This window comes from uncultured Acetatifactor sp. (assembly GCF_948601915.1).
Lineage (GTDB): Bacteria > Bacillota > Clostridia > Lachnospirales > Lachnospiraceae > Acetatifactor.
Map to the genome: position 1 here is coordinate 1 of NZ_CAPDXS010000065.1, position 19,263 is coordinate 19,263.

General features: G+C 57.7%; 17 protein-coding genes. 1 reads left to right on the top strand and 16 read right to left on the bottom strand.

Annotated elements, in window-relative coordinates:
- A partial coding sequence (locus tag Q2B33_RS12430; RefSeq protein ID WP_300822858.1) for a hypothetical protein occupies positions 1–518 on the top strand: 518 nt, incomplete at its 5' end.
- A gap of 67 nt (positions 519–585) precedes the next feature.
- Here Q2B33_RS12430 and Q2B33_RS12435 read toward each other — a convergent pair.
- From Q2B33_RS12435 to rfbD, 16 genes are all read right to left on the bottom strand, one after another.
- Positions 586–2,376: an ABC transporter ATP-binding protein gene (locus Q2B33_RS12435; protein ID WP_300570091.1), complete on the bottom strand. Its 1,791-nt coding sequence runs from the start codon at positions 2,374–2,376 to the stop codon at positions 586–588.
- A gap of 78 nt (positions 2,377–2,454) precedes the next feature.
- Positions 2,455–4,236, bottom strand: a complete 1,782-nt coding sequence (locus Q2B33_RS12440) for an ABC transporter ATP-binding protein (protein WP_300570094.1) — start codon at positions 4,234–4,236, stop codon at positions 2,455–2,457.
- 109 nt (positions 4,237–4,345) lie between these two features.
- Entirely contained in the window at positions 4,346–5,842 is a 1,497-nt protein-coding gene (locus Q2B33_RS12445) for a sensor histidine kinase (protein WP_300570097.1), read from the bottom strand.
- Positions 5,836–6,534 carry a LytTR family DNA-binding domain-containing protein gene (locus Q2B33_RS12450; protein WP_300570100.1) on the bottom strand — a complete coding sequence of 233 codons (699 nt, stop codon included), beginning with the start codon at positions 6,532–6,534 and terminating at the stop codon, positions 5,836–5,838. The genes Q2B33_RS12445 and Q2B33_RS12450 overlap by 7 nt, the downstream gene beginning before the upstream one ends.
- Before the next feature lie 14 nt (positions 6,535–6,548).
- Complete coding sequence (locus Q2B33_RS12455) at positions 6,549–7,235, bottom strand: hypothetical protein (RefSeq protein WP_300570103.1); 687 nt, start codon at positions 7,233–7,235, stop codon at positions 6,549–6,551.
- 344 nt (positions 7,236–7,579) lie between these two features.
- Positions 7,580–7,906 carry a hypothetical protein gene (locus Q2B33_RS12460; protein ID WP_300799828.1) on the bottom strand — a complete coding sequence of 109 codons (327 nt, stop codon included), beginning with the start codon at positions 7,904–7,906 and terminating at the stop codon, positions 7,580–7,582.
- A 176-nt stretch (positions 7,907–8,082) separates the two neighbouring features.
- Positions 8,083–10,245, bottom strand: coding sequence for a M56 family metallopeptidase (locus Q2B33_RS12465; RefSeq protein ID WP_300570107.1), 2,163 nt, complete (start codon positions 10,243–10,245; stop codon positions 8,083–8,085).
- A 4-nt stretch (positions 10,246–10,249) separates the two neighbouring features.
- A complete protein-coding gene (locus tag Q2B33_RS12470; protein ID WP_251208645.1) occupies positions 10,250–10,609 on the bottom strand; it encodes a BlaI/MecI/CopY family transcriptional regulator in 360 nt (119 codons plus the stop codon).
- Between the two features lie 191 nt (positions 10,610–10,800).
- Complete coding sequence (locus tag Q2B33_RS12475; RefSeq protein WP_300570112.1) at positions 10,801–11,100, bottom strand: hypothetical protein; 300 nt, start codon at positions 11,098–11,100, stop codon at positions 10,801–10,803.
- Positions 11,101–11,231: 131 nt separating this feature from the next.
- Positions 11,232–11,600 (bottom strand): hypothetical protein, encoded by a 369-nt coding sequence (locus tag Q2B33_RS12480; protein WP_300570115.1) that lies wholly within the window; start codon positions 11,598–11,600, stop codon positions 11,232–11,234.
- Positions 11,601–11,888: 288 nt separating this feature from the next.
- Positions 11,889–13,496: an ABC transporter substrate-binding protein gene (locus Q2B33_RS12485; RefSeq protein WP_300570118.1), complete on the bottom strand. Its 1,608-nt coding sequence runs from the start codon at positions 13,494–13,496 to the stop codon at positions 11,889–11,891.
- A gap of 124 nt (positions 13,497–13,620) precedes the next feature.
- A complete protein-coding gene (locus tag Q2B33_RS12490; protein ID WP_300570121.1) occupies positions 13,621–14,505 on the bottom strand; it encodes a carbohydrate ABC transporter permease in 885 nt (294 codons plus the stop codon).
- 13 nt (positions 14,506–14,518) lie between these two features.
- Positions 14,519–15,439, bottom strand: a complete 921-nt coding sequence (locus tag Q2B33_RS12495; RefSeq protein WP_296459572.1) for a sugar ABC transporter permease — start codon at positions 15,437–15,439, stop codon at positions 14,519–14,521.
- Between the two features lie 130 nt (positions 15,440–15,569).
- A complete protein-coding gene (locus Q2B33_RS12500; protein ID WP_300570126.1) occupies positions 15,570–16,379 on the bottom strand; it encodes a response regulator in 810 nt (269 codons plus the stop codon).
- A gap of 13 nt (positions 16,380–16,392) precedes the next feature.
- Positions 16,393–18,024 carry a sensor histidine kinase gene (locus tag Q2B33_RS12505; RefSeq protein WP_300570129.1) on the bottom strand — a complete coding sequence of 544 codons (1,632 nt, stop codon included), beginning with the start codon at positions 18,022–18,024 and terminating at the stop codon, positions 16,393–16,395.
- A gap of 90 nt (positions 18,025–18,114) precedes the next feature.
- Positions 18,115–18,999 carry a dTDP-4-dehydrorhamnose reductase gene (gene rfbD / locus Q2B33_RS12510; RefSeq protein WP_300570132.1) on the bottom strand — a complete coding sequence of 295 codons (885 nt, stop codon included), beginning with the start codon at positions 18,997–18,999 and terminating at the stop codon, positions 18,115–18,117.
- Positions 19,000–19,263: the final 264 nt, after the last annotated feature.

Genomic DNA, 19,263 nt, shown 5'->3' on the forward strand with positions numbered 1-19,263 from the left:
GCCATACTTATTTCAACGACATGCCCCATCTGTTCGCGGAAATCTGCCGGGAGAACCAGGCGGAGGTGGAAGTGGCCATGCTGGCCCACGGCGGCAGGGGATGGGATTTCCACCTGGAGGAGCCGGAGGTGCGGTTCAACATACGCTACGGCGGCTACGATGCCGTAATCCTGCAGCACACGGCCCACCCCATGGGGGATCTGGATGTCATGGCCCGGTGCGGCAGGAAGCTGATCGACTGGGTCCGGGAGGCGGGCGCAAGGCCTATCCTCTACATGACCTGGACCACCAAAGAGGACGGGGAGACCGCACAGGACGCCATGAGTCAGGCTTACCTGTCCCTTCAGCGGGAGACCGGCTGCGAGGTGGCCCCTGTGGGGCAGAACTGGTGGAGATACCACAGAGAGCACCCGGAGACGGAGCTCTATGCGGCGGACGGGCAGCATGCCTCCGAAGCAGGCTCCCGGCTGGCTGCCGCCACCATTGCGGAAGTGTACCTGGGGCGGGAACCGCTCTGACGCGGGCATTCCCATCCCGTGGGACATGGAACGGCCCATGCCAAGCCCATGCAGGAGCCCGCGGGCTCTACCTGTAATACTGCCTCTGGGCCTCCCACATCTCCCGGTACAGCCCGCCCTCTTCCCCTGCCAGGGCCTCATGGCTTCCGTCCTGGACGATCCTGCCGTCCCGGAGCACCAGGATGCGGTCGCAGAACCGGCAGCTGGACAGGCGGTGGGAGATGAACATGGCCATCTTCCCCTCCACCAGCCTGCCGAATTTCCCGTAGATTTCGCTCTCCGAGAGGGGATCCAGGGAGGCTGTGGGCTCGTCTAAGATCACCATGGGCGCGTCCTTGTACAGGGCACGGGCGATGGCGATTTTCTGTCCCTCCCCGCCGGACACCTCCACGCCGTCCTCCTCCAGGTCGCGGCGCAGGGGCGTATCCTGTCCGTTCAGCCGCAGGCCCATCTCCGCCATGGCCTTCTCAACCCTCGCCCTGTCCGCCCCTGCCTCCATGGCGATGTTCTCCCCCAAAGTGGCCGCGAAGATCTGGTAATCCTGGAACACCACAGACAGGAAGTCCGTGTACGCCTCCCGGGAAATCTCCCGGATGTCCACCCCGTCCAGCAGGATGCGCCCCGATACAGGCTCGTACAGGCGGCAGATCAGCTTGATCAAGGTGGACTTGCCGCTGCCGTTGGGCCCCACCAGGGCCACCCGCTCCCTGCCGGAAATCCGCAAATCCACATGCTCCAGCACCATCCGGTCAGACCCCGGATAGGCGAAGGAGACGTCCCTGAACTCCAGCGTGTGCTCCTCCCCGGACGGCAGGCCCCGCGCACCGGAATCCGCCTCCTTTACGGCCTCCGTCAGGCCGAAGATGACCTGTTGCCTGGTACAGTTTCCGTACAGCTCGCTGGCCAGCCCGATCAGCCGCCGTACCGATTCCAGAAGCTGCTGCACCACACCGGCGTACCAGATGATGCTGCCCGCCCCCAGCCCTCCGGCCATGGCTATGGCGCTCACCGTCAGATAGACCATAGCGCTGATGGCCACGGAGGAAATGTCCCCCGCAAGGCCGGGCTTCAGCTCCATCCGGCCCTGATGGGCGATCAGGTGCCCGAAACCGGCCGTCTGCTTTCTCTGCTCCCGCCGCAGCTTCTCCTGCATGCCGTACAGCCGGATATGCTTGCCCTTGGGGTAATTCGCTATCACCTGGCCAAGCAGGTACATGGCCACCTTGTTCCGCTTCACCACTTCCTCCATGAAGCCCACCATGTCCTGGGCGTTCCGCTTCCGCTGCCAGACAATGTATCCCGTGGACAGGAGGATCAGCACGAACAGCCCCAGAATCAGCATCCCCACCAGGAAAGCCGAATCCCCCAGCCCCCGCACCGCCCCGAACAGGCGCAGAAAGGAGACGCAGGCCACCAGCACGGAAAAGCCGCTCCTCACCATGGCGTAGGCCTGGTTCAGGGTGCCCATGGTCAGGTCATAGGTCCGGTCGTTCTGCCAGATCTGCTCCAGGGTCTCCACGAAGTCCTCTTTCTCCAGATACCAATAGGGCAGCCGGAACACATGTTCCACCACAAAGCACCAGTATCGGTAGCGCAGGCGCTGCTGCCTGTAGTCCTTGTGCCGGACTGCCAAAAGCCGCAGCCAGTGCAGGGCGCCGTAGCCGCCTGTCATGACAAGGGTGGCGGACAGGATGGATTCCGGCCCGGCCCCCGCCACCAGCAGGTTCAATATGGTGGAGGATATCAGCAGCACGCCGAACCCCTCCAACGTCTCCAGCAGCGCCGCGGCCACCAGCATCGGATAGAATCCCCTGTCCATCCTGCCGAAAAATGCCAGTATGTCCCTAATCCGTTTCATCCCAAAAATCTCCTATTCCAGTCCTTATTTCTGTTCTTGTTCCGATTCTTATTCCGGTCCTCATTCTTATTCTGATTCTTATTCCGATTCCGCATCTGTGTTTTCCCGATAATACTTGCTCTGTTCATGGAACATACGGGCATAAACGCCCCCCAGGGCCAGAAGCTCCCTGTGGGAGCCCTGCTCCAGAATCCGCCCCTCCTCCAGCAGCAGGATCCTGTCGCAGAATCCCGTGCTGGCCAGCCGGTGGGAGATGAAAAAGGAGGTCTTCTCTTTGGTGAACGCATTGTACTTTCCGTACAGCTCGCTCTCCGCCAGAGGATCCAGCGCCGCCGTGGGCTCGTCCAGCACCAGCACCGGGGCCTCCTTGTACAGCGCCCTGGCCAGCAGGAGCTTCTGCTCCTCCCCGCCGGAGAGGTTCTCCCCGTCGTCCTGGATTCCCTTCACCAAGGGCTGGTTCAAATCGGGAAAACGCTCGCTCAGTCCCGCCTTCTCCAGGCATTCCCGCACCCGCTCCACATCCGCCTCCCCCGCCACCGCCACGTTCTCCAGCAAAGTGAAGGGCAGCACCAGCATATCCTGGAACACTGCGGAGAACATGCCGTAGAGCTCCCCAGCCTCCCTCTCTGAAGTCGGCACACCGTCTATCAAAATGCGTCCTTCCGTTGGCTGATAGAACCCGCACAAAAGCTTCACCAGCGTGGTCTTCCCCGCGCCGTTGGCCCCCACCAGCGCCAGCTTCTCCCCGGGGCGGACGCAGAAGTCGATATCTCTCAGCACAGGCTCCCCGCTGCCCGGGTAGGCGAAGGTCACATGCTCGAAGCGGATCTCCGGGGCAGGACGGTCCGCCAGGTTCCAGACGGCGCCGCTCCCTCCCTCCGGCAGATAGGCCAGGGCCTCCCGCACCGCCCCCACGTCCAGGCTGCACTGCCTGACGATGCCGTAGGACTGCACGAAGCTGTTCATGAACTGGGTGAACTGGATCACCGCGCCGGAGTAGAAGGTGAAATCCGCCACGCCGATCTTCCCCCGGGCGATCTCACCGGCAATCCACCCCAGGGCGAACCCGTTCTGCAATACCAGCATCAGAGCCGAGACCCCGTCCGCCCCCAACTGGCGGCGCAGCATCTTCCGGGCCCAGAGCAGCCGCTTTCGGACCGCCTCCTCCATCTTCTCCAGGAAAAAGCCTCCGGCCTTGTACAGGCGCACATCCTTCCCCATTCGGGCCGTAGTGACGTTCCGGTAGATATAATCAATCTGTCTGTCGTAGGGCAGCCAGTTCTCCCGCTTTCCGAAGGCATAGCGGCTCAGCCGGTTGCCGATCATCCCCGGCACCACACAGGTGAGCACCAGGATTGCCAGCACCGCGGGATGCAGGATGCCCAGGATGGCGGAAAAGGTGAACACGCCCATGGCGCTGATGCCGAAATCCCGCAGGCCGAATACCATCCCGGCCACGCCCCTTGTCCTGCCGTCGGAATAGATGTAGTCCCCCGCCTCCCCCATTTTCGTCTGCCACGCCGGATCCTCCGTCAGGGCATAGGGGCAGGCCATCATCACGTCCTCCAGCGCCAACCCGATCTCCAGTCGGCCTATGCCGGCCTTTTCGCCGTATTTCATGCCGCTGACCGTGGAAAGAACGTTCAGCACCGCGATGCCGAGGGCCAGCGCCCCCACCCACAGCGCCAGCCTGGGGAACGCCCAGCCCTCCGTCACGGCCTGTACCACCACCCTGGGCAGGTACACGCTTAAGAGCGGGGCCAGCAGCAGGGCCGCCATGCTTATCAGAAGATAGGCGAAGATGGAACGGGTGCTGCGGAAATAGAGCCTGCACACATATCGGATATTTTGAAACAACATTGTCATGCCTCCAAAATTCTTTTCTCGATTTTGGCGATCGTCAGTATAAATCATACAAAAGGAGAAGGGCCTTTGCAACCACTTCTCCTTTTTCCGTCGGTTTTTCTCTTTATTCCGCATTCCGCTGCACCAGGATCACCTTCTGCCGCACCTGGCCATCCTCCTGCCACAGCCTGCTGCTCCCCTGGTACTTTTCCACGATCTGCCCCACGCTCACCAGGCCCAGGCCGTGGACGGCTCCGTCCCCTTCCTTCCCGGGGCTGCTGCCCGGCTCCTGTCCGGGCCGATAGTTCCCGGAATTGGTCATCTCGATCTCCCAAAGCTCCCCCCTGGCAAGGAGCATCACGGATATGCTCCGGGGCATGGGCGCTTCCCTGCAGGCCCGGATGGCATTGTCCAGAAGGTTCAGCAGGAGCGCCGTCATGTCCATCTGGGCGATGCCCCGGGGGCTGCCCACGATCTGATAGGAAAAGGAAATCCCGGCCTCCCTGCAAGCCTCCCTTTTCGCCATCATGATATAGGAGAGCTCCCGCTCCCCGCCGATCCTGCGGCCCTGGCGGCTCACCCTGGACTGCTTCAAGTCTTCCAGGTAGGCCCTGGCCTCCGCCGGGTCGCCCTCCTCGTACAGCGCCGCCACCATATCCAGGTGGTGCCGGAAGTCATGCTCAAATATCTGCATCCGGCGGAATTCCCTGTCCGCCGCCTGCCGCCAGTCCCGGGCTCCGCCCGTGAAGGATGCACCGGCCGCCGCGGCCGGTGCATCTCCCCCCTTTTTCCGCCGCTTTCCCGCCAGGCTCCGGACGGCTTTCTCCGGAGGGCCAGCCGCGGGCGCTTCCGGATTTTCCGGCTCCTCCGCGCCGCCGGGATTTCCCGCGCTTCCCGGATACCCCGGCCACTCGCCCCTGCCATTCGCCCAGAAGGCCCGCTCCAGCTCCTGCCTGGCGCAGAAAACCTGCTGGCAGGCCAGCAGTCCCCCGGCCGTCAGATACAGGGCCAGCCCCATCACCCGGTCCTGCCAGGGCCGTGCGTACTCGATGCTGCCCAGGAATCCCGCAAGCAGCCACATTAATGTCAGCGCCGCCGTCCACAAAGGATGCAGCCCTCCCCTGCCCAGCAGATGCAGCGCCGCCATCAGGATAAGGGCCGCGGCCAATGCCGCCTGCGCTTCTCCCGGGAAATACGCGCTTTCCCCAATACTCCCAAGCGGTTCCCCGCGCATCATCCATATCCGCAGACCTGCCGCGGCGGGATTCCCTGCGCCCATTTCCCCTGTCGGCATCTGCGCTGCCAGCCCTGCCGCCAGCTCTGTCTCCCTTCCGGCCAGGAGCCCTGCCAGGCCCAGCCCAGCCCCCAGGCCCTCTGCCAGAGCCAGCGCCATGAGCCAGAGGCCCCCTGCCAGGAAACCCTCCTCCCGCCGCCCCTCATGGAGCCAAAATCCTGTCAGCATAATCCACAGGGCCGTCAACAAAGGAACGGCAGGCCGTATCCCCGGCAGAAAGAACCCGCCCAGGGCCAGTGCCGCGGTTCCTGTCCCCGCCCGCAGCCAGCCCCTGCCGGTGCCGAAAAAGCAACAATGAAATCCCGCCGCCACGATTCCCTCTAACATTTCATCAAATACTCCATATAAGCCTTCCGCACGCCCTCTCTCCGCTCCCTGGCCACCGCAAGCTGCTCGCCGCTTGCCAATACTACCGCCTCCCGCTCCATCCGGACGATGTACAGGGCGTTCACCATGCAGTTGCTGTAGATTCTTAGGAACCCTTTGGGAGACAGCTCCGCCTCGAACTGCTTCATGGAGCCGGTCTCGGAGAAGCTGCTGCCGTCCTTCAGGGTAAACTGCACCTCATGGTCGTATATATATTTCAGGTACACCACCTGGTTCAGCTCCACGATTCTGTCCCGGTTCTTTTTCCGGGTGACGAAGACAGGATTCTCCCTGCCCTTTTCCAGAATCCGCCTCAAAGCCCTGGGCAGCTCCTCCGCCAACTGCCCCTTCGGCACGAAGGCCGCGGGCTTGAACCGGAAGGCCTCCAGCACCAGCTCCATGTGTTCGGTGATGAACACGATTTCGCATGCTTCATATTGTTTTTTCAATACAAGGGCCAGTTCGTAGCCTCCGGTCCCCGGCATCTCGATGTCCAGCAGCACCAGGTCGTAGGGCTGCTTCCAGAAAGCCGCCTGCAGGGCCTCCCCCGTGCCGAACACATCCGCCTGCAGGCCCAGCTTTTCCAGCACCTCCAGGGCTGCCGCCTGGTCCCCTGGCGAATCATCGCACAGCCCGATCCGCATGTCCCTCATCCCTGCGCTCCCTCCTAGAAAAACTCCAGCTCGTCGTCCTCTCCGTCAAATCCGGCAAACAGCTCTTCCAACTGTTCCTCATACTCGTCCAGGGCCTTCTGGATGCGCTTCTCTTCCTCCTTCTTTCCCGCCGCCTTATAATAGGTAGCCGCCGCCGTAAACAGGATATCGTTTTCATCCGTGCATTCCGTGTCCTCATGGATATGCTGCCGTATCAGCCCTTCCGCCGCCTCCATATTCCGGATCTCAAGGAATGCATAAATCCCCGCTGCCACCGCCACATAATCGTCCGGCTCCTGATCCAGCCACTTTTCGCAAAATGCCACCGCCTCCTCCGCCCTGTCCAGGCTCTTCAATGCCGAAACCTTCAGGAATCTGATGTCTGACGGCTTCTCCTCCTCCCAGCGAAAGAGCCCGATCAGTTCATCGCATACCTCCAGCAGCTTCTCCTTGCTCTCCCGCATGTCCAGATCGTCCAGGTAATCCTCCAGCCATCCCTGTACGTCATATTCGTAATCCGTCTCCTCGTCCAGCGCATACAGCTCCGCCGCGTATTCCGGCTCTTCCCTTCTCTCCGCGGCCACTGCCTCCTTCAAGGCTTCGAATGCCTCGTCCCAGCAGTTAAGGCTCTTCTCCAGCCCTGCCAGGTCCATGTAGCACTTTCTTGTCAGTTCCCCGAACTTCTTCCACTTTCTGCTCATACTTTGCTTCCTCCTTGGTCATCGCGATTTTTCCGTTCCATACTGGTCAATGGCCGCAGATGGAGCCGGACATCTACCACCGTTCCAGTATAGCATGTTCCCTTGTGCTTGGCAAACATCCGAAAAAAATCCCTTTCTGATCCGCCAACTCCTGTAGGTCCTCTTTCCCCAGCCTATCTTCGAGCACAAACAATCTGCCATTTATACTGCGCATCGGCTAAATTTGCAATGCAACCCGACTGCAGACCGCCAGCCAAGCGCTTTCCCGAAGACACCACTGCAAATCCTAGCGGTCTGCAGTATAAAACTTTTCGCAGAAACAACAAAAGGGCTCGATAATATTTTTACTCATTCCTTTGGAGAAACTCATCAATTGCTTCAAAAGCCTTTTTCGCAAAATTGACCTTGGTGTCGAATATCAGTTCGCCATTCTCTGTGATTTTAATCTCCGCGATAATAAAGTCATGATCCTCTGCCCCCTCATCCTCTCTTCTGATTCTGCCGCCCAGGGTCGTCCATATGACTTCAATATCCTCAGGCCCTATCTCCCCCTCAGGCTCCACCGTAAACTGCGCGCCATCAAAAAATTCCGCATCCGATTCCGCATTGATGACCAATAAATCCCCCATCCTGTATATCGTAACAGAATCGAATCCCTCCCTTGAACTCATGAGCAGCTCTCCGCCAATGACTGATATGGGGAATGGATTCTCATGGTTCCCTGCGTCATTCCTCTTCAATAATACGATGCATCCTAAAAGCAGCAATATCAGTATACATGTAGCTCCTGTCCGTTTATCCATCTCACCACCTCAATCCCTTCCCGCATCTCCGCCCTGCCGCCAGGCTAATTGCATGGCTGGAACTCATGCGTGCAGATAACAGTATAGTACGCCTCCTGGCCGCGCACCGACTTCTCTTCCGTACCCACGTCCTCGCCGCATGCCCAATATGAGCCGTCCGACTTCTGAATCACTGTATTATTAAAATGTCTTGGAAAGACACCCTCAGATTCTGCCATGCCGTCATATTCCATATTATATTTCTGTTTTCCCAGCCAGGTCATTACCGCATCTTCTGTGCCTGGCTCTAAGTCATAGCCCACTTCAAGGTCTGTCCACACCATGACCACATCCTCCGCCACCATCGTCGGCTCGCCGATTGGGGCCGGGTCCTCAACACCGCAATTCCCGGACATGTTGTACCCCCAGGTCCAGACTGTCCCGTCCCGAAGCAATGCCGCATGGTTGAACCAGCCTCCGGTGACCAGCACCGCGTCTTCTAAAATCTTTTTGGGATTTTGCAAATAATAGACATTCATCGAATAATAGGCGCCCTCAAAATAAACGGTTCCCCAAGTCCAGACCGTCCCATCCGTTGTCAGACACACAACGTCCGTCCTGCCGCAGCATGCATAGGCCACATCCTCCATAAGGAGAATCGGCTCTGTCACTGTATAATGTTCTCCGTTCGTATATCGCCCCCAGTCGAATTCCTCGTACTGCTGCAGGGCCCCGCACCCGGCATTCCCCATGCCGTAGAGCTTATGGTCCTCCGTCAGGAAAATGGCGAACCCATTCTGGGAATAGTCTACATGGACGGCCCCCTCCGCAATCTTCACCATTTCATCATGGAACTCATAGCCCTGCGTCCTCTGCCCCAATTGCCCGTACTCATTCCCCCCGTTCCCCCATAGCACATTGTCCCCATCAATATAAAAGAGGTTATGCGGACCTGCCTTATGCGTGGCATAGTGCTCCCTGATGTCCAGGGAGACGTTCAGCGGCTCTGGGGCCTCCGGCTCATCGGGCTTACCGGGTTCGGGCCTGTCAGGCTCTGGCGCGTCCGATTCTAATCCGTCCGGCCCCTCAGATTCGGGGGCATCAGCCCCGGTCCCGGCCGGTTCCGTCCCATCTGCTTCAGGTCCGTCCTGCATCCCCCTGTTTGCAGCCACCTCTGTTCCGGCCTCCGAATCGCCCGTGTCCGGAACCAGCGTCTTATGGGTCGTTGCCAGGCATACGATAAGGATGACGGCCCCGGCAGCCAGCACCGCTAATGCGCCCTTCCCGGTCTTCCTGAAGGATGCCAGGTTCCTGATCCTGCCCTTTGTGTCCCCTTCCCCGAAGTCCACCGGAATCCCCCGGATGGCGGGGCGCTGTGCGGAAAGGGCCAGCAGGGACGCGGAATAGTCCGCCCGGATGCCTTCCCCCAACCTTTTCACAACCGCCTCGTCGCAGCTCATCTCCATGTCCCTGCCGGAAAGGACGAACGCTGCCCATACCAGCGGGTTGAACCAATGCACGCACAGCGCGGCGAAGGCCACGGGCCTGACGATATGGTCCAGCCGCCTGATATGGAGCCTTTCATGCAGGACGATGTATTCCTGCTCCTTCCCGCTTAGGCCCTCCGGCAGGTATATTTTGGGCCTTATGATGCCCATGACGAAAGGGGACATCCTTCCGTCTACGATATAGATATTCTCCTTCAGGGGAATGGATGCCGCTACCCTGCTGCGGATTCTGGCAGTGGATACCAGAAAATACAGGAGCATGATGCCTGCCCCGGATATCCACACATATTTTCCATATAAGAGGAACATCTCCTGCCAGGAAGGCTCCGCGGCCCTGGCATCTCTCTCTGGCAGGGATTCCATGGGAGCTGTCGGTCCGGATCCGGACTTTTCCTGTTTTTCCTGCCCTTCCGCCTTTCCCTGGCTCTCCTTTGCCCTACTGCCCGTATCGGCCACGGCTGCCTTGTCTGCCTGTTCCGCCGGGGCCCCTTCTTTTTCCGCTGCATACTCATAGAGCACAGGCTCTAGGCTCGGAACCAGGCTGATTCCAAGCTCTAAGGTGGCCGGGCAGAGGAGCCTGAACAGGACGACGCTCCAGAGCATATAGGAGATGCACTTGGGGAACCGTCTCAGGAAAATGCGCGCAATGCATACCACCACGATAATCATGCCGGCCGTCCGGCTCATATCCAGCACCTTCAGGAAAATCTGCTCCAGCATATGCCTACCCCCTCATGGAATCGATAATGCCCTGAATCTCCTCAATCTCCTGCTCCGAAAGCTTCTTCCTGGTGCCGAACGCTGCCAGGAAAGCAGGCAGGGAGCCGCCGAACGCCTCCTCCACATACTGCTGGCTATGTCGCGCGTAGAACTCCTTTCTGGATACCAGGGAAGTGACCGTCCCGTTCTGGTTCTGGAAAAGCCCCCTCTCGCACAGCCTCTTCAATACCGTAAACGAGGTTGTCTTCTTCCATTTGAATTCCCTGTCTGCCAGCTTCGCAAGGTCTCCTGATGAAATCGGCTCATTGTCCCAGATTATATCCGCAAATCTCGCTTCTGCCGTCCCCATTCTCAATTCGCCCATGCTGCCGCCTCCTGTCCTACAAGTTGTAGTGTTTTTATATTACATCTTGTAGAATCATATGTCAATAAAGAAAACCATCAATAGTTTCTGAGTCCCTGGTCAGGGACAGGGACTCTGCGGAAATTCATACAGCCTCTAATCGGGCTTCAGTGGACAAACCTGAAATGTCTTTAGAACTTCTTATAGACCAGTCATTGCCGAGGCCTCTCTGCATCCTCTGCCGTCTTGAACGGTAAAATATATTCGTAGCTTACAAGCCTCCTGCCATACAAATTTATCCTGACACCGTCCTCCATCCATTCAGCCTCATATTTCGGAGGGCCGCCTTCATCGGAAATCTGTGCACGGAACCAGACAATATAAGGATTTTCGGCTTTGTTCTCGCAGAGCTTCACTTTAAAAAAGGAAACCGCGGAATAAAGCCCATTTGGAGCAGTTTTTCCTTCTATGACCAGCTCATATTTCCCATCCGGTGAAAACTCACGGAACATCTCGTCCCCCAGCCCTCCCTAAAAGCAGAAAGTAAGATATATAAAACGAATACTGTTATCACAAATTCAACAACAAGCAAGATTTTCAAAGTTTTAGTCTTCATATACATTCCCTCACAATACATAATCCATTATTGTTCCGTTTCTACTCTAAATGGTAAAGTATAGTATAGAGCTTCTTGCCCATGCAAAACTATCCGGACACCATCTTCCTCCCATTCAATCTCACATCTGGCAAAATCAGAAATATCAACATCGAACGCTTTATAACCTACAGAATCATTATCACTAAGCACCACCTGAATATGGTCAATCGGATGAAATAAAAGAATCTTTGAACTTTTGTGAACGAGTAACGTATAAGCCCCATCCGGCGAATTTTCACATATTAATGTTGTTCTCTCACTACTTATTATAAACTCTAAGCAAAGCCACCCCAAGGCTAATACCATTGCAATGGACTGAATCAATAAAAGAATTTTCAAAGTCTTTGGCTTCATAGTCGCCCCCCATATATGACTTTCCGATAACTTATACTGCTTAACGGTTTCACTTGCCATGAAACCAGACTGTATAACCTGTACATATAGTTTTGCTTTTCACTTGTCGCTTTCTGTTCTACAAGTTGTAGTATTTTCATATTACATCTTGTAGAATCATATGTCAATATATTTATGATAAATCCCCTCTATGTAGGCCACTAAAATAAAGGCTACTGTTGCATATCATTTCTACACAACAATAGCCTTTATCACTTTATGTCAGAAGCCGGCGTCCACAGCCTCTCCTTATTGCCCGGCCAGCCACTCGTTAAGCTGCCTCTGGTTCTCCTCGATGATCTTGTTCATGCCTGCGTTCTCCAGGTCCTTCAGGAACTCGGGGAGCACGGTGTCCACGTCCACGGTGCCGTACTCCAGCTGGGTCAGGTACTTGGCGATGACATTCTTCACTGTGGACTGCTCTGTCTCCACGCTGCTGGCATCGAACTTATAGCCGTACACCTTGGAGGTGTGGGCAACGGTCTCGGCCAGATAGTCCTTGCGCTGCTGATAGATATCGGGGGTTGTAGGCGGGCTGATGAACCACTGGGCCCCGTCGCCCCATACGCCGTACATGTTGCTGTACTTCTTCTCCGCGCTGCCGTTGAACTCGATCACGCCGTTCTCCGCGTCGGTGACAGTGTAATCCTCTCCCTCTACGCCGTTGGCCAGCACATTGGAGAACTCGCCGTCGGTGAACAGGAGGTTCAGCACTTCCATGGCCTTCTCGGGATTGGCCGCATTGGTGGGGATGAAGAACAGCACGCCCGTATACACATTCGTAGTCATCCAGGTAGGGCACAGGTCAATCTGCACAACCTCCGTTCCGGCCTCCAGCTCGGTGTTCTCCCTGGTTCCGGGGGTGCTCATGCCGATGTAGGTGGCAGCCTTGGCCGCCGTGAACAGGTCGTCCCCGGCCTCGTCGGAGGTGGCGGCGTCCTTGGAGATATAGCCCGCCTGATACCATTTCCGCATCCAGTCCAGATATTCCCTGTACTCCTCCGTGGCGTACAGGTTCTCCACGGTGGTCTCCTCCAGCGCGTTCACCACCACGCCGCTGGATTCGCCCACACCCAGATTGTCATAATTCCTTACGAAGAAGAAATTGGATTTGCTCCTGTCCTTTCCGGACACGCCCAGGGCGGTATACTCGGGGAACTTCTCATGGATCTGGGACAGCAGGCTGTCCAGCTCCTCATATCCGATATATCCCTCCACGTCCATGCCTGTGGTATCCAACTGGTCGAACACGTCCTTGCGCATGTACAGCGCGCCGCCGTTTCCGGGGGCAGAGGGGATGGTGGGGATGCCGTAGAGCTGTCCCTTATACCTACCCGCTCCCAGGAAGGATTTGTCCTTGTCCTTTTCCAGCATATCCTTTCCGAACTCGGCGATCAGATCGTCCAGGGGCTGGAATCCCCCCGCGTTTATCATGGCCAGGTAGTCCTGGAACACCGTGCAGATGATGTCCACGTCCTCCCCCGAGGCAAACCACTTGTTGTAGGTGGCAGCCTCGTCCGCATGGGCCACGGGCACCAGCTCTATGTTACAGCCGATCTTGGCCAGGGTCTGCTCGTTCAGGGCCGCCTCCACCCTGTCCAGCCCGTCCGGTTCCACGCCGCCGGTGATGTATGTCATCCTTACGGTGACGGCGTCTCCGGAAGCGGCGGGCTGCTGCTCAGCGCTTCCTTCCTCCTGGCCTCCCTCCTGGGAATCCCCGGATTCCTGCGCGGAGGATTCCGCCTGGGAACTCCCCTGGCTGCCTGTGCTCCCCCCATTGTCCGGCGACCCGCAGGCTGTCAGCAGCGCGGCGCTCATGGCCACTGCCAAAATCTTAGTCAGCAATCTTTTTCTCATACTTTCCTCCTTATTGAACCTCACCACTGTTGCTATTTATAAACCGCTTCTCCGGAAAGGATACAGTATACAGTATGTACAGCTTTCCGGGAAGCCATTTATCCTGTCCCATGGGAGCCGGCCGTCAGCCCTTCACCGCCCCCAGCGTGATCCCTTTCACGAAATACCGCTGGAAGAAGGGATAGATGATCAGCATGGGCAGCACCCCCAGCACCGCGATGGCCATCCGCGCCGTCAGGGTAGGGATGTCCGATTTATTGATATAAAGTCCACTGCCTGCCATAGATGTCAGCGCCGCGATATTGTTGTTGATGGCATTGAGCACGTTCTGGATGGAGTACAGCGCCGGGTCGTTGAGATAGTACAGCCCGTTGGTCCAGTTGTTCCAGTAGGCCAGGGCCATCATCAGCCCCACTGTGGCCAAAATGGGCTTGGACAGGGGCAGCACGATCAGCCGGAAGATCGACATCTCGCCGGCCCCGTCCAGCTTGGCGCTCTCAAGCAGGGATTCCGGTATGCTGGTGGCAAAGTAGTTCCGCACCAGCATCACCTGGAAAGCGTTCACCAGCAGGGAGGGCACGATCAGGGCCCAGATGGTGTCCGCGATGTGCAGATACTTGGTATAGATCAGATAAGTGGGCACCAGCCCGCCGTTGAACAGCATGGTGAACACTACGAAAAAGTTGAAGAATCCCTTCCCCGGGATGTCCTTGGTGAGCCCGTAGCCCAGCAGGGACGTGACAGCCAGTCCCACAGCCGTCCCCACCAGCGTGGTAAAGATGGTGATCCCATAGGCCCGGAAGATCATGTCGCTCTGCTGCATGATGTACTGGTAGGCCTCCATGCTGAACACCGGCGGAAGGAACCGGAAGCCCGATACCACCGCCGCCTTCTCGTCCGTCAGGGAGGAGGATATCAGCAGGATAAAGGGCAGCACCGCTGCCAGGCTCAGAATAGTCAGCACTATGTTCGCAATCAGTCGTATCCTTTTATCGTCTTTTCCTGTCATAGCTCTCCTCCCCCTAGAATAATGCGCTCTCTCTGCTGTATCTGCGCACGATTGCATTGGCCGCCAGCACCAGCGCGAAGCCCACGATGGACTGGTAGAAGCCCGCCGCCGAGGACAGCGAGATATTGCCCTGCTGCATCAGCGCATTGTACACATATGTATCGATGGTCTGGGTCACATCGTACAGCGCCCCCGAGTTCCTGGGCACCTGGTAGAAAAGCCCGAAATCGGAATAGAAGATGCTCCCGATGTTCATGATCAGCAGCGTGATCACCGTGGACTTCAGCAGCGGCAGCGTGATGAACCTGATCTGCTTCCACTTCCCGGCCCCGTCGATCCTGGCCGCCTCATAGTATTCTTTGCTGATCCCCACGATGCTGGACAGGTAGATGACCATGGAGAAGCCCACGCTCTTCCACAGATAGGCCAGCACCAGCAGGAAGGGCCAGTACCTCTTCTCCTGATACCATACAATCGGTTCCCTGCCCAGAGGCGCCAGGATGCCCTGATTCACCATGCCGGTCTCGGCGCTGAGGAAGGCGAACACCAGGTAGCTGACGATGACCCAGGAAATCATGTAAGGGAGCAGGATCAAGGTCTGGTACAGCCTGCTGGAGAACTTGGACGTGATCTCATTGAGCAGGATGGCCACCGTGATGGACACCACCGTCCCCACCACGATGAAGGCCAGGTTGTACAGCACCGTGTTCTTGGTCATGTTCAGGGCCTCGGAGGAGGCGAACAGATACCGGAAATTGGCAAAGCCCGCCCAGTCGCTCCCCAGGATGCCCTTGTTCCAGTTGATCTTCTTGAAGGCGATCACCAGCCCGAACATGGGCGCGTAATTGTTGACGCACAGGTAGATGATTCCCGGAAGCATCATGCAGTAGATCGGCAGGGCGTTCCTCCAGTTTCTCTTCTTTTTCTTCTTCATCCTCGTCCCTTCCCTCCGTTGGCAAAAACAATCTGACAAAAAAGCCACCGCAATTAGTACGGTAACTTTATTATATACATTTTCACAAAAAATAATAGAAATTATCCGGACAAAAATGGCAATCTGCCGTTCAATCCGACAAATTGCCATTCTCCGCCCTCGCCTCCTTCTGCATGAACTCCCGGGGCGTCATCCCATATCTCTTCTTGAAGACCTTGGTGAAGTAGCTGTAGTTGTCATAGCCGCACTCGTAGGCGATCCTGGAGACGGACGCTCCCCCTGCCTTCATCAGCTCCCCGGCCAGGAACATACGCTCCTCCACGATATAGTCCCCTATCCCTATCCCCTCCTCCCGCTTGAACAGCTTCGAAAGGTAATCCGCGGAGATGCAGAACCGTTTGGCCATCTGCTCCATGCGCAGGTCCTCCTTCAGATGGGCGGTGATGTAGGACTTCACCTGGCCGATCAGCTCCTTTTTGTTCACGGTGGAGAGGGGGCTTTCCTGTTCTCCGGAAATCTGCTTCATCCACTCCCTGCCGAAGGCCTGGTATCTGTCCTTCTCCTGGCTCTCCGCAATCTCCCGGCAGACGCCTAAGAGCTTCTCCTCCAACTGCCCATAGATAATCGGTTTCACGATGAAATCCTTGCATCCCAGCGACACTGCCCTTTTCGCGTAGTCAAACTCCTCATGGCAGGTCATGATCATGCTCACCGTGGAGGGCTGCTTTTCCTTCACCCATTCCAGAAAGTCCAGCCCGGACCCGTCCGGCAGCTCGATGTCGCAGAGCACTATGTCTATCCTGGTCAGGTCGAACTGCTGCAGGGCCTTCTCCAGGGAGGTGGCCTGGCAGACGGTGTCGATCCCGATATCCTCCCAGCAGACTCCGGCCATGATGCCGTTCAGGATCTCTTTTTCATCCTCAACAATCAGTAGATTCATTCCTCTTTCCCCTCTACACGATCCGCGGGAATTCCATCCAGACCTGGGTCCCCTCCCCCTTCCGGGAGGTGATGCGGAAATCCGCCCTGTCCCCGTAGAAGCTGCGCAGCCTCTTGACGCAGTTCCAGATCCCCACATGCTGTCCCCGGCTGTCCTCGATGATCTCCCCGGCCATGATCTTCCGCACCAGCTCCGGCTCCATCCCCCTGCCATCGTCGCATACGGCGATGCGCAGCATCTCCCCCTCTCTGCGCAGTATGACGAATATCTCTATCTCCTCGTCCGGCTTTAATGCATATTTCGTACTGTTTTCCACGAAATTCTGTATCATCAGGGGCGGTATCCGCTCTTCCATCAGCTCCTCCTCCACATCGAACATGACGAAGAAGGCGTCCGGATGCCGCACTCTCTGTACCTGGCTGTAAGTCTTCACGAACTCGATCTCCGAACGCACCGTGACGGATTCCGAGGTATTGCGCAGGGCGTACCGGAAATATTTCGACAGGTTGTAGGAGAAATCCCTGATTTCCTCGGTCTTGCCGTTGAAGGCCAGGCTGTTGATCACGCTGAGGGAATTCAACAGCAGATGGGGATTGATCTGGAGCTTCAGGTTGATCAGCTCGTCCTTCTCCTTCTCCAGCTTCAGCTCATAGGCCTCTATCTTCAGGTCCTGGCTGTAGTCCAGCATATGGTTGAAGGCCTGCTCGATATTGGAGAACTCCCTGGTATGGGAGAATTCCTGAATCCTGTACTCGATATTGCCGTCCAGGATCTCCTGCATGGCGGAGGAGACCTTCCGCATGGGCACCAGGAACCATTTCTTGATGGCGATCAGGAACACCGGGATGAATGCCGCCAGCAAGGCCGTCATGAACAGGAAGGCCTTCGCCCTGAGGGAGACCCCGCTGCGCATGGCGCCCTCGGGAAAATAGAGCCGCAGCTTCACGGGAATCACGGAGAATCCCTCCTCCACCATGGTAAGCCCGCGCCCGTCCCCAAATCCCTCCCCGCTCAAAGCCACCTGCCTGTCCCCTTCCAGCACCAGCGCCAGCATATCTCCCTCGCCCAGCCCCATGTCGAGCTGCTCCCGCAGCCCGTCCAGGCAAATCAGGAATCCGATCTCCAGGTAAGCGTTCCGATAGCCGCAGATCAGGTACTTCCCCTCCCCGCACTCCACCACGCAGGGCTCCAGGTAAGGCTTGTCCAGCGGAATCCGGGTCTGCAGATATTCCTGGGCATCGATGGATATCTGGTCCTTTCTCTTCGACATATAGATATCTTCATTGTGGGGAATGTAGACATAGAAGCCGGACACCAGCGGGAAGTAGCTCATCAGATTGGACAGCTCGTCATTCAGCCAGACTCTGGCCTGCTGATACCGGGTATCCGTGGCCTCCCGCCACAGCGCGGCGTAGGAATTGTCCTTGTACAGCAATAGCTGGAGATAATTCTTCACCCCTTCCAGGCTGGTGTCGTACTGCTCCACCAAAATATTCATGCCTGTCTGCTTCGCCGTCAGCACCTGCTTCCTGGCTTCCTCCAGGTTGGCGCGGCTGGCCGCCAGGGACAGCCCCACGGCAGGGATGCTGATCAGCAGGAACAGGGACAGAATCTGGAATCTGAAGGTGTGTATGAAATGCTTCACTCTGCGTCTCCTTACATGCCCCGGGGCAGCCGACAGCCAGCCGCCTTGTCCGCAGACGGCCCGGGGCGGCAGGCTGTTGGGTCATGGCGCTCAGCTCTGTCGGGCGATTCCAGCCTCCTCGAAGAAGCCGGCCTCCTGCAGGGCTTTGATATACCTTGCCAGCGCGTCCTGCCAGGTGGGCAGACGGTGGAATCCGTTCTCCACCAGCTTCTCCTTGTCCATCCGGCTGTTGGCCGGGCGCTTTGCCTTCGCCCCGTACTCCTCCGTGGTCACGGGCACCACGTTCATCTCGATGCCCGCCTCCCTGAAGATGGCGCAGGCGAAATCATACCAGGATGCGATGCCCTCATTGGTGGCGTGGTAGATGCCGTATCTGTCCGTGAGCACCATGTCCACCAGGAGCTTCGCCAGGTCGTAGGTGTAGGAGGGGGATCCGAACTGGTCGTTCACCACCCGGATGGTGTCGTGGTTCTTGGACAGGTTCAGCATGGTCTTCACGAAATTCTTGCCGTTGACGCCGAAGGTCCATGTGATGCGGACGATGAAATACTTGTCCAGGAGCTCCTTCACCGCAAGCTCTCCCTCATATTTCGTCAATCCGTATACGCTCTGCGGATTACAGACGTCATCCGGCTTCCATCCCGCACTGCCCTTGCCGTCGAACACGTAGTCCGAGCTGATGTAGAGCATGGGGATGTCCAGCTCCCTGCACACCCTGGCGATGTTGCGGGGGCCGTCCGCGTTCACCTTGCGGCAGGCCTCTTCATTGTCCTCCGCCGCATCCACCGCCGTGTAGGCGGCGCAGTGGATCACCTTGTCCGGGGCCGCCGCCTTGATGACTTTTTCCACGCTGCCCCCGTCGGTTATGTCCATCTCCTGAATATCCACGCCCACGGCCTCGATGCCGCGCTTCTCCAGCTCCTTCACCACATCGTGGCCCAGCTGTCCCCTCACTCCTGTCACAAATATCTTCATGTTCTGTCCCTCTCCGCCCGGCTATAGCGGGCATCCCCCCTTGGCAGACATCCCGCCTTTGGTGGGCATCCACCCTTTGGCGGATATCCCACCCTCTGGGCAGGTATCCCCCCTCTGGGTAGGCATCCCACCCTTTAGGCGGGCATCCAATCTATCATGGGCACAGGGCCCTCTCCGCGGAAGGCCCCTCCCTCTGGAGGTCGTATCCTCTCGGAATCTCCAGACCGCATATCACGCGGCTTTCCGGAAATCCTTGGTAGCGAT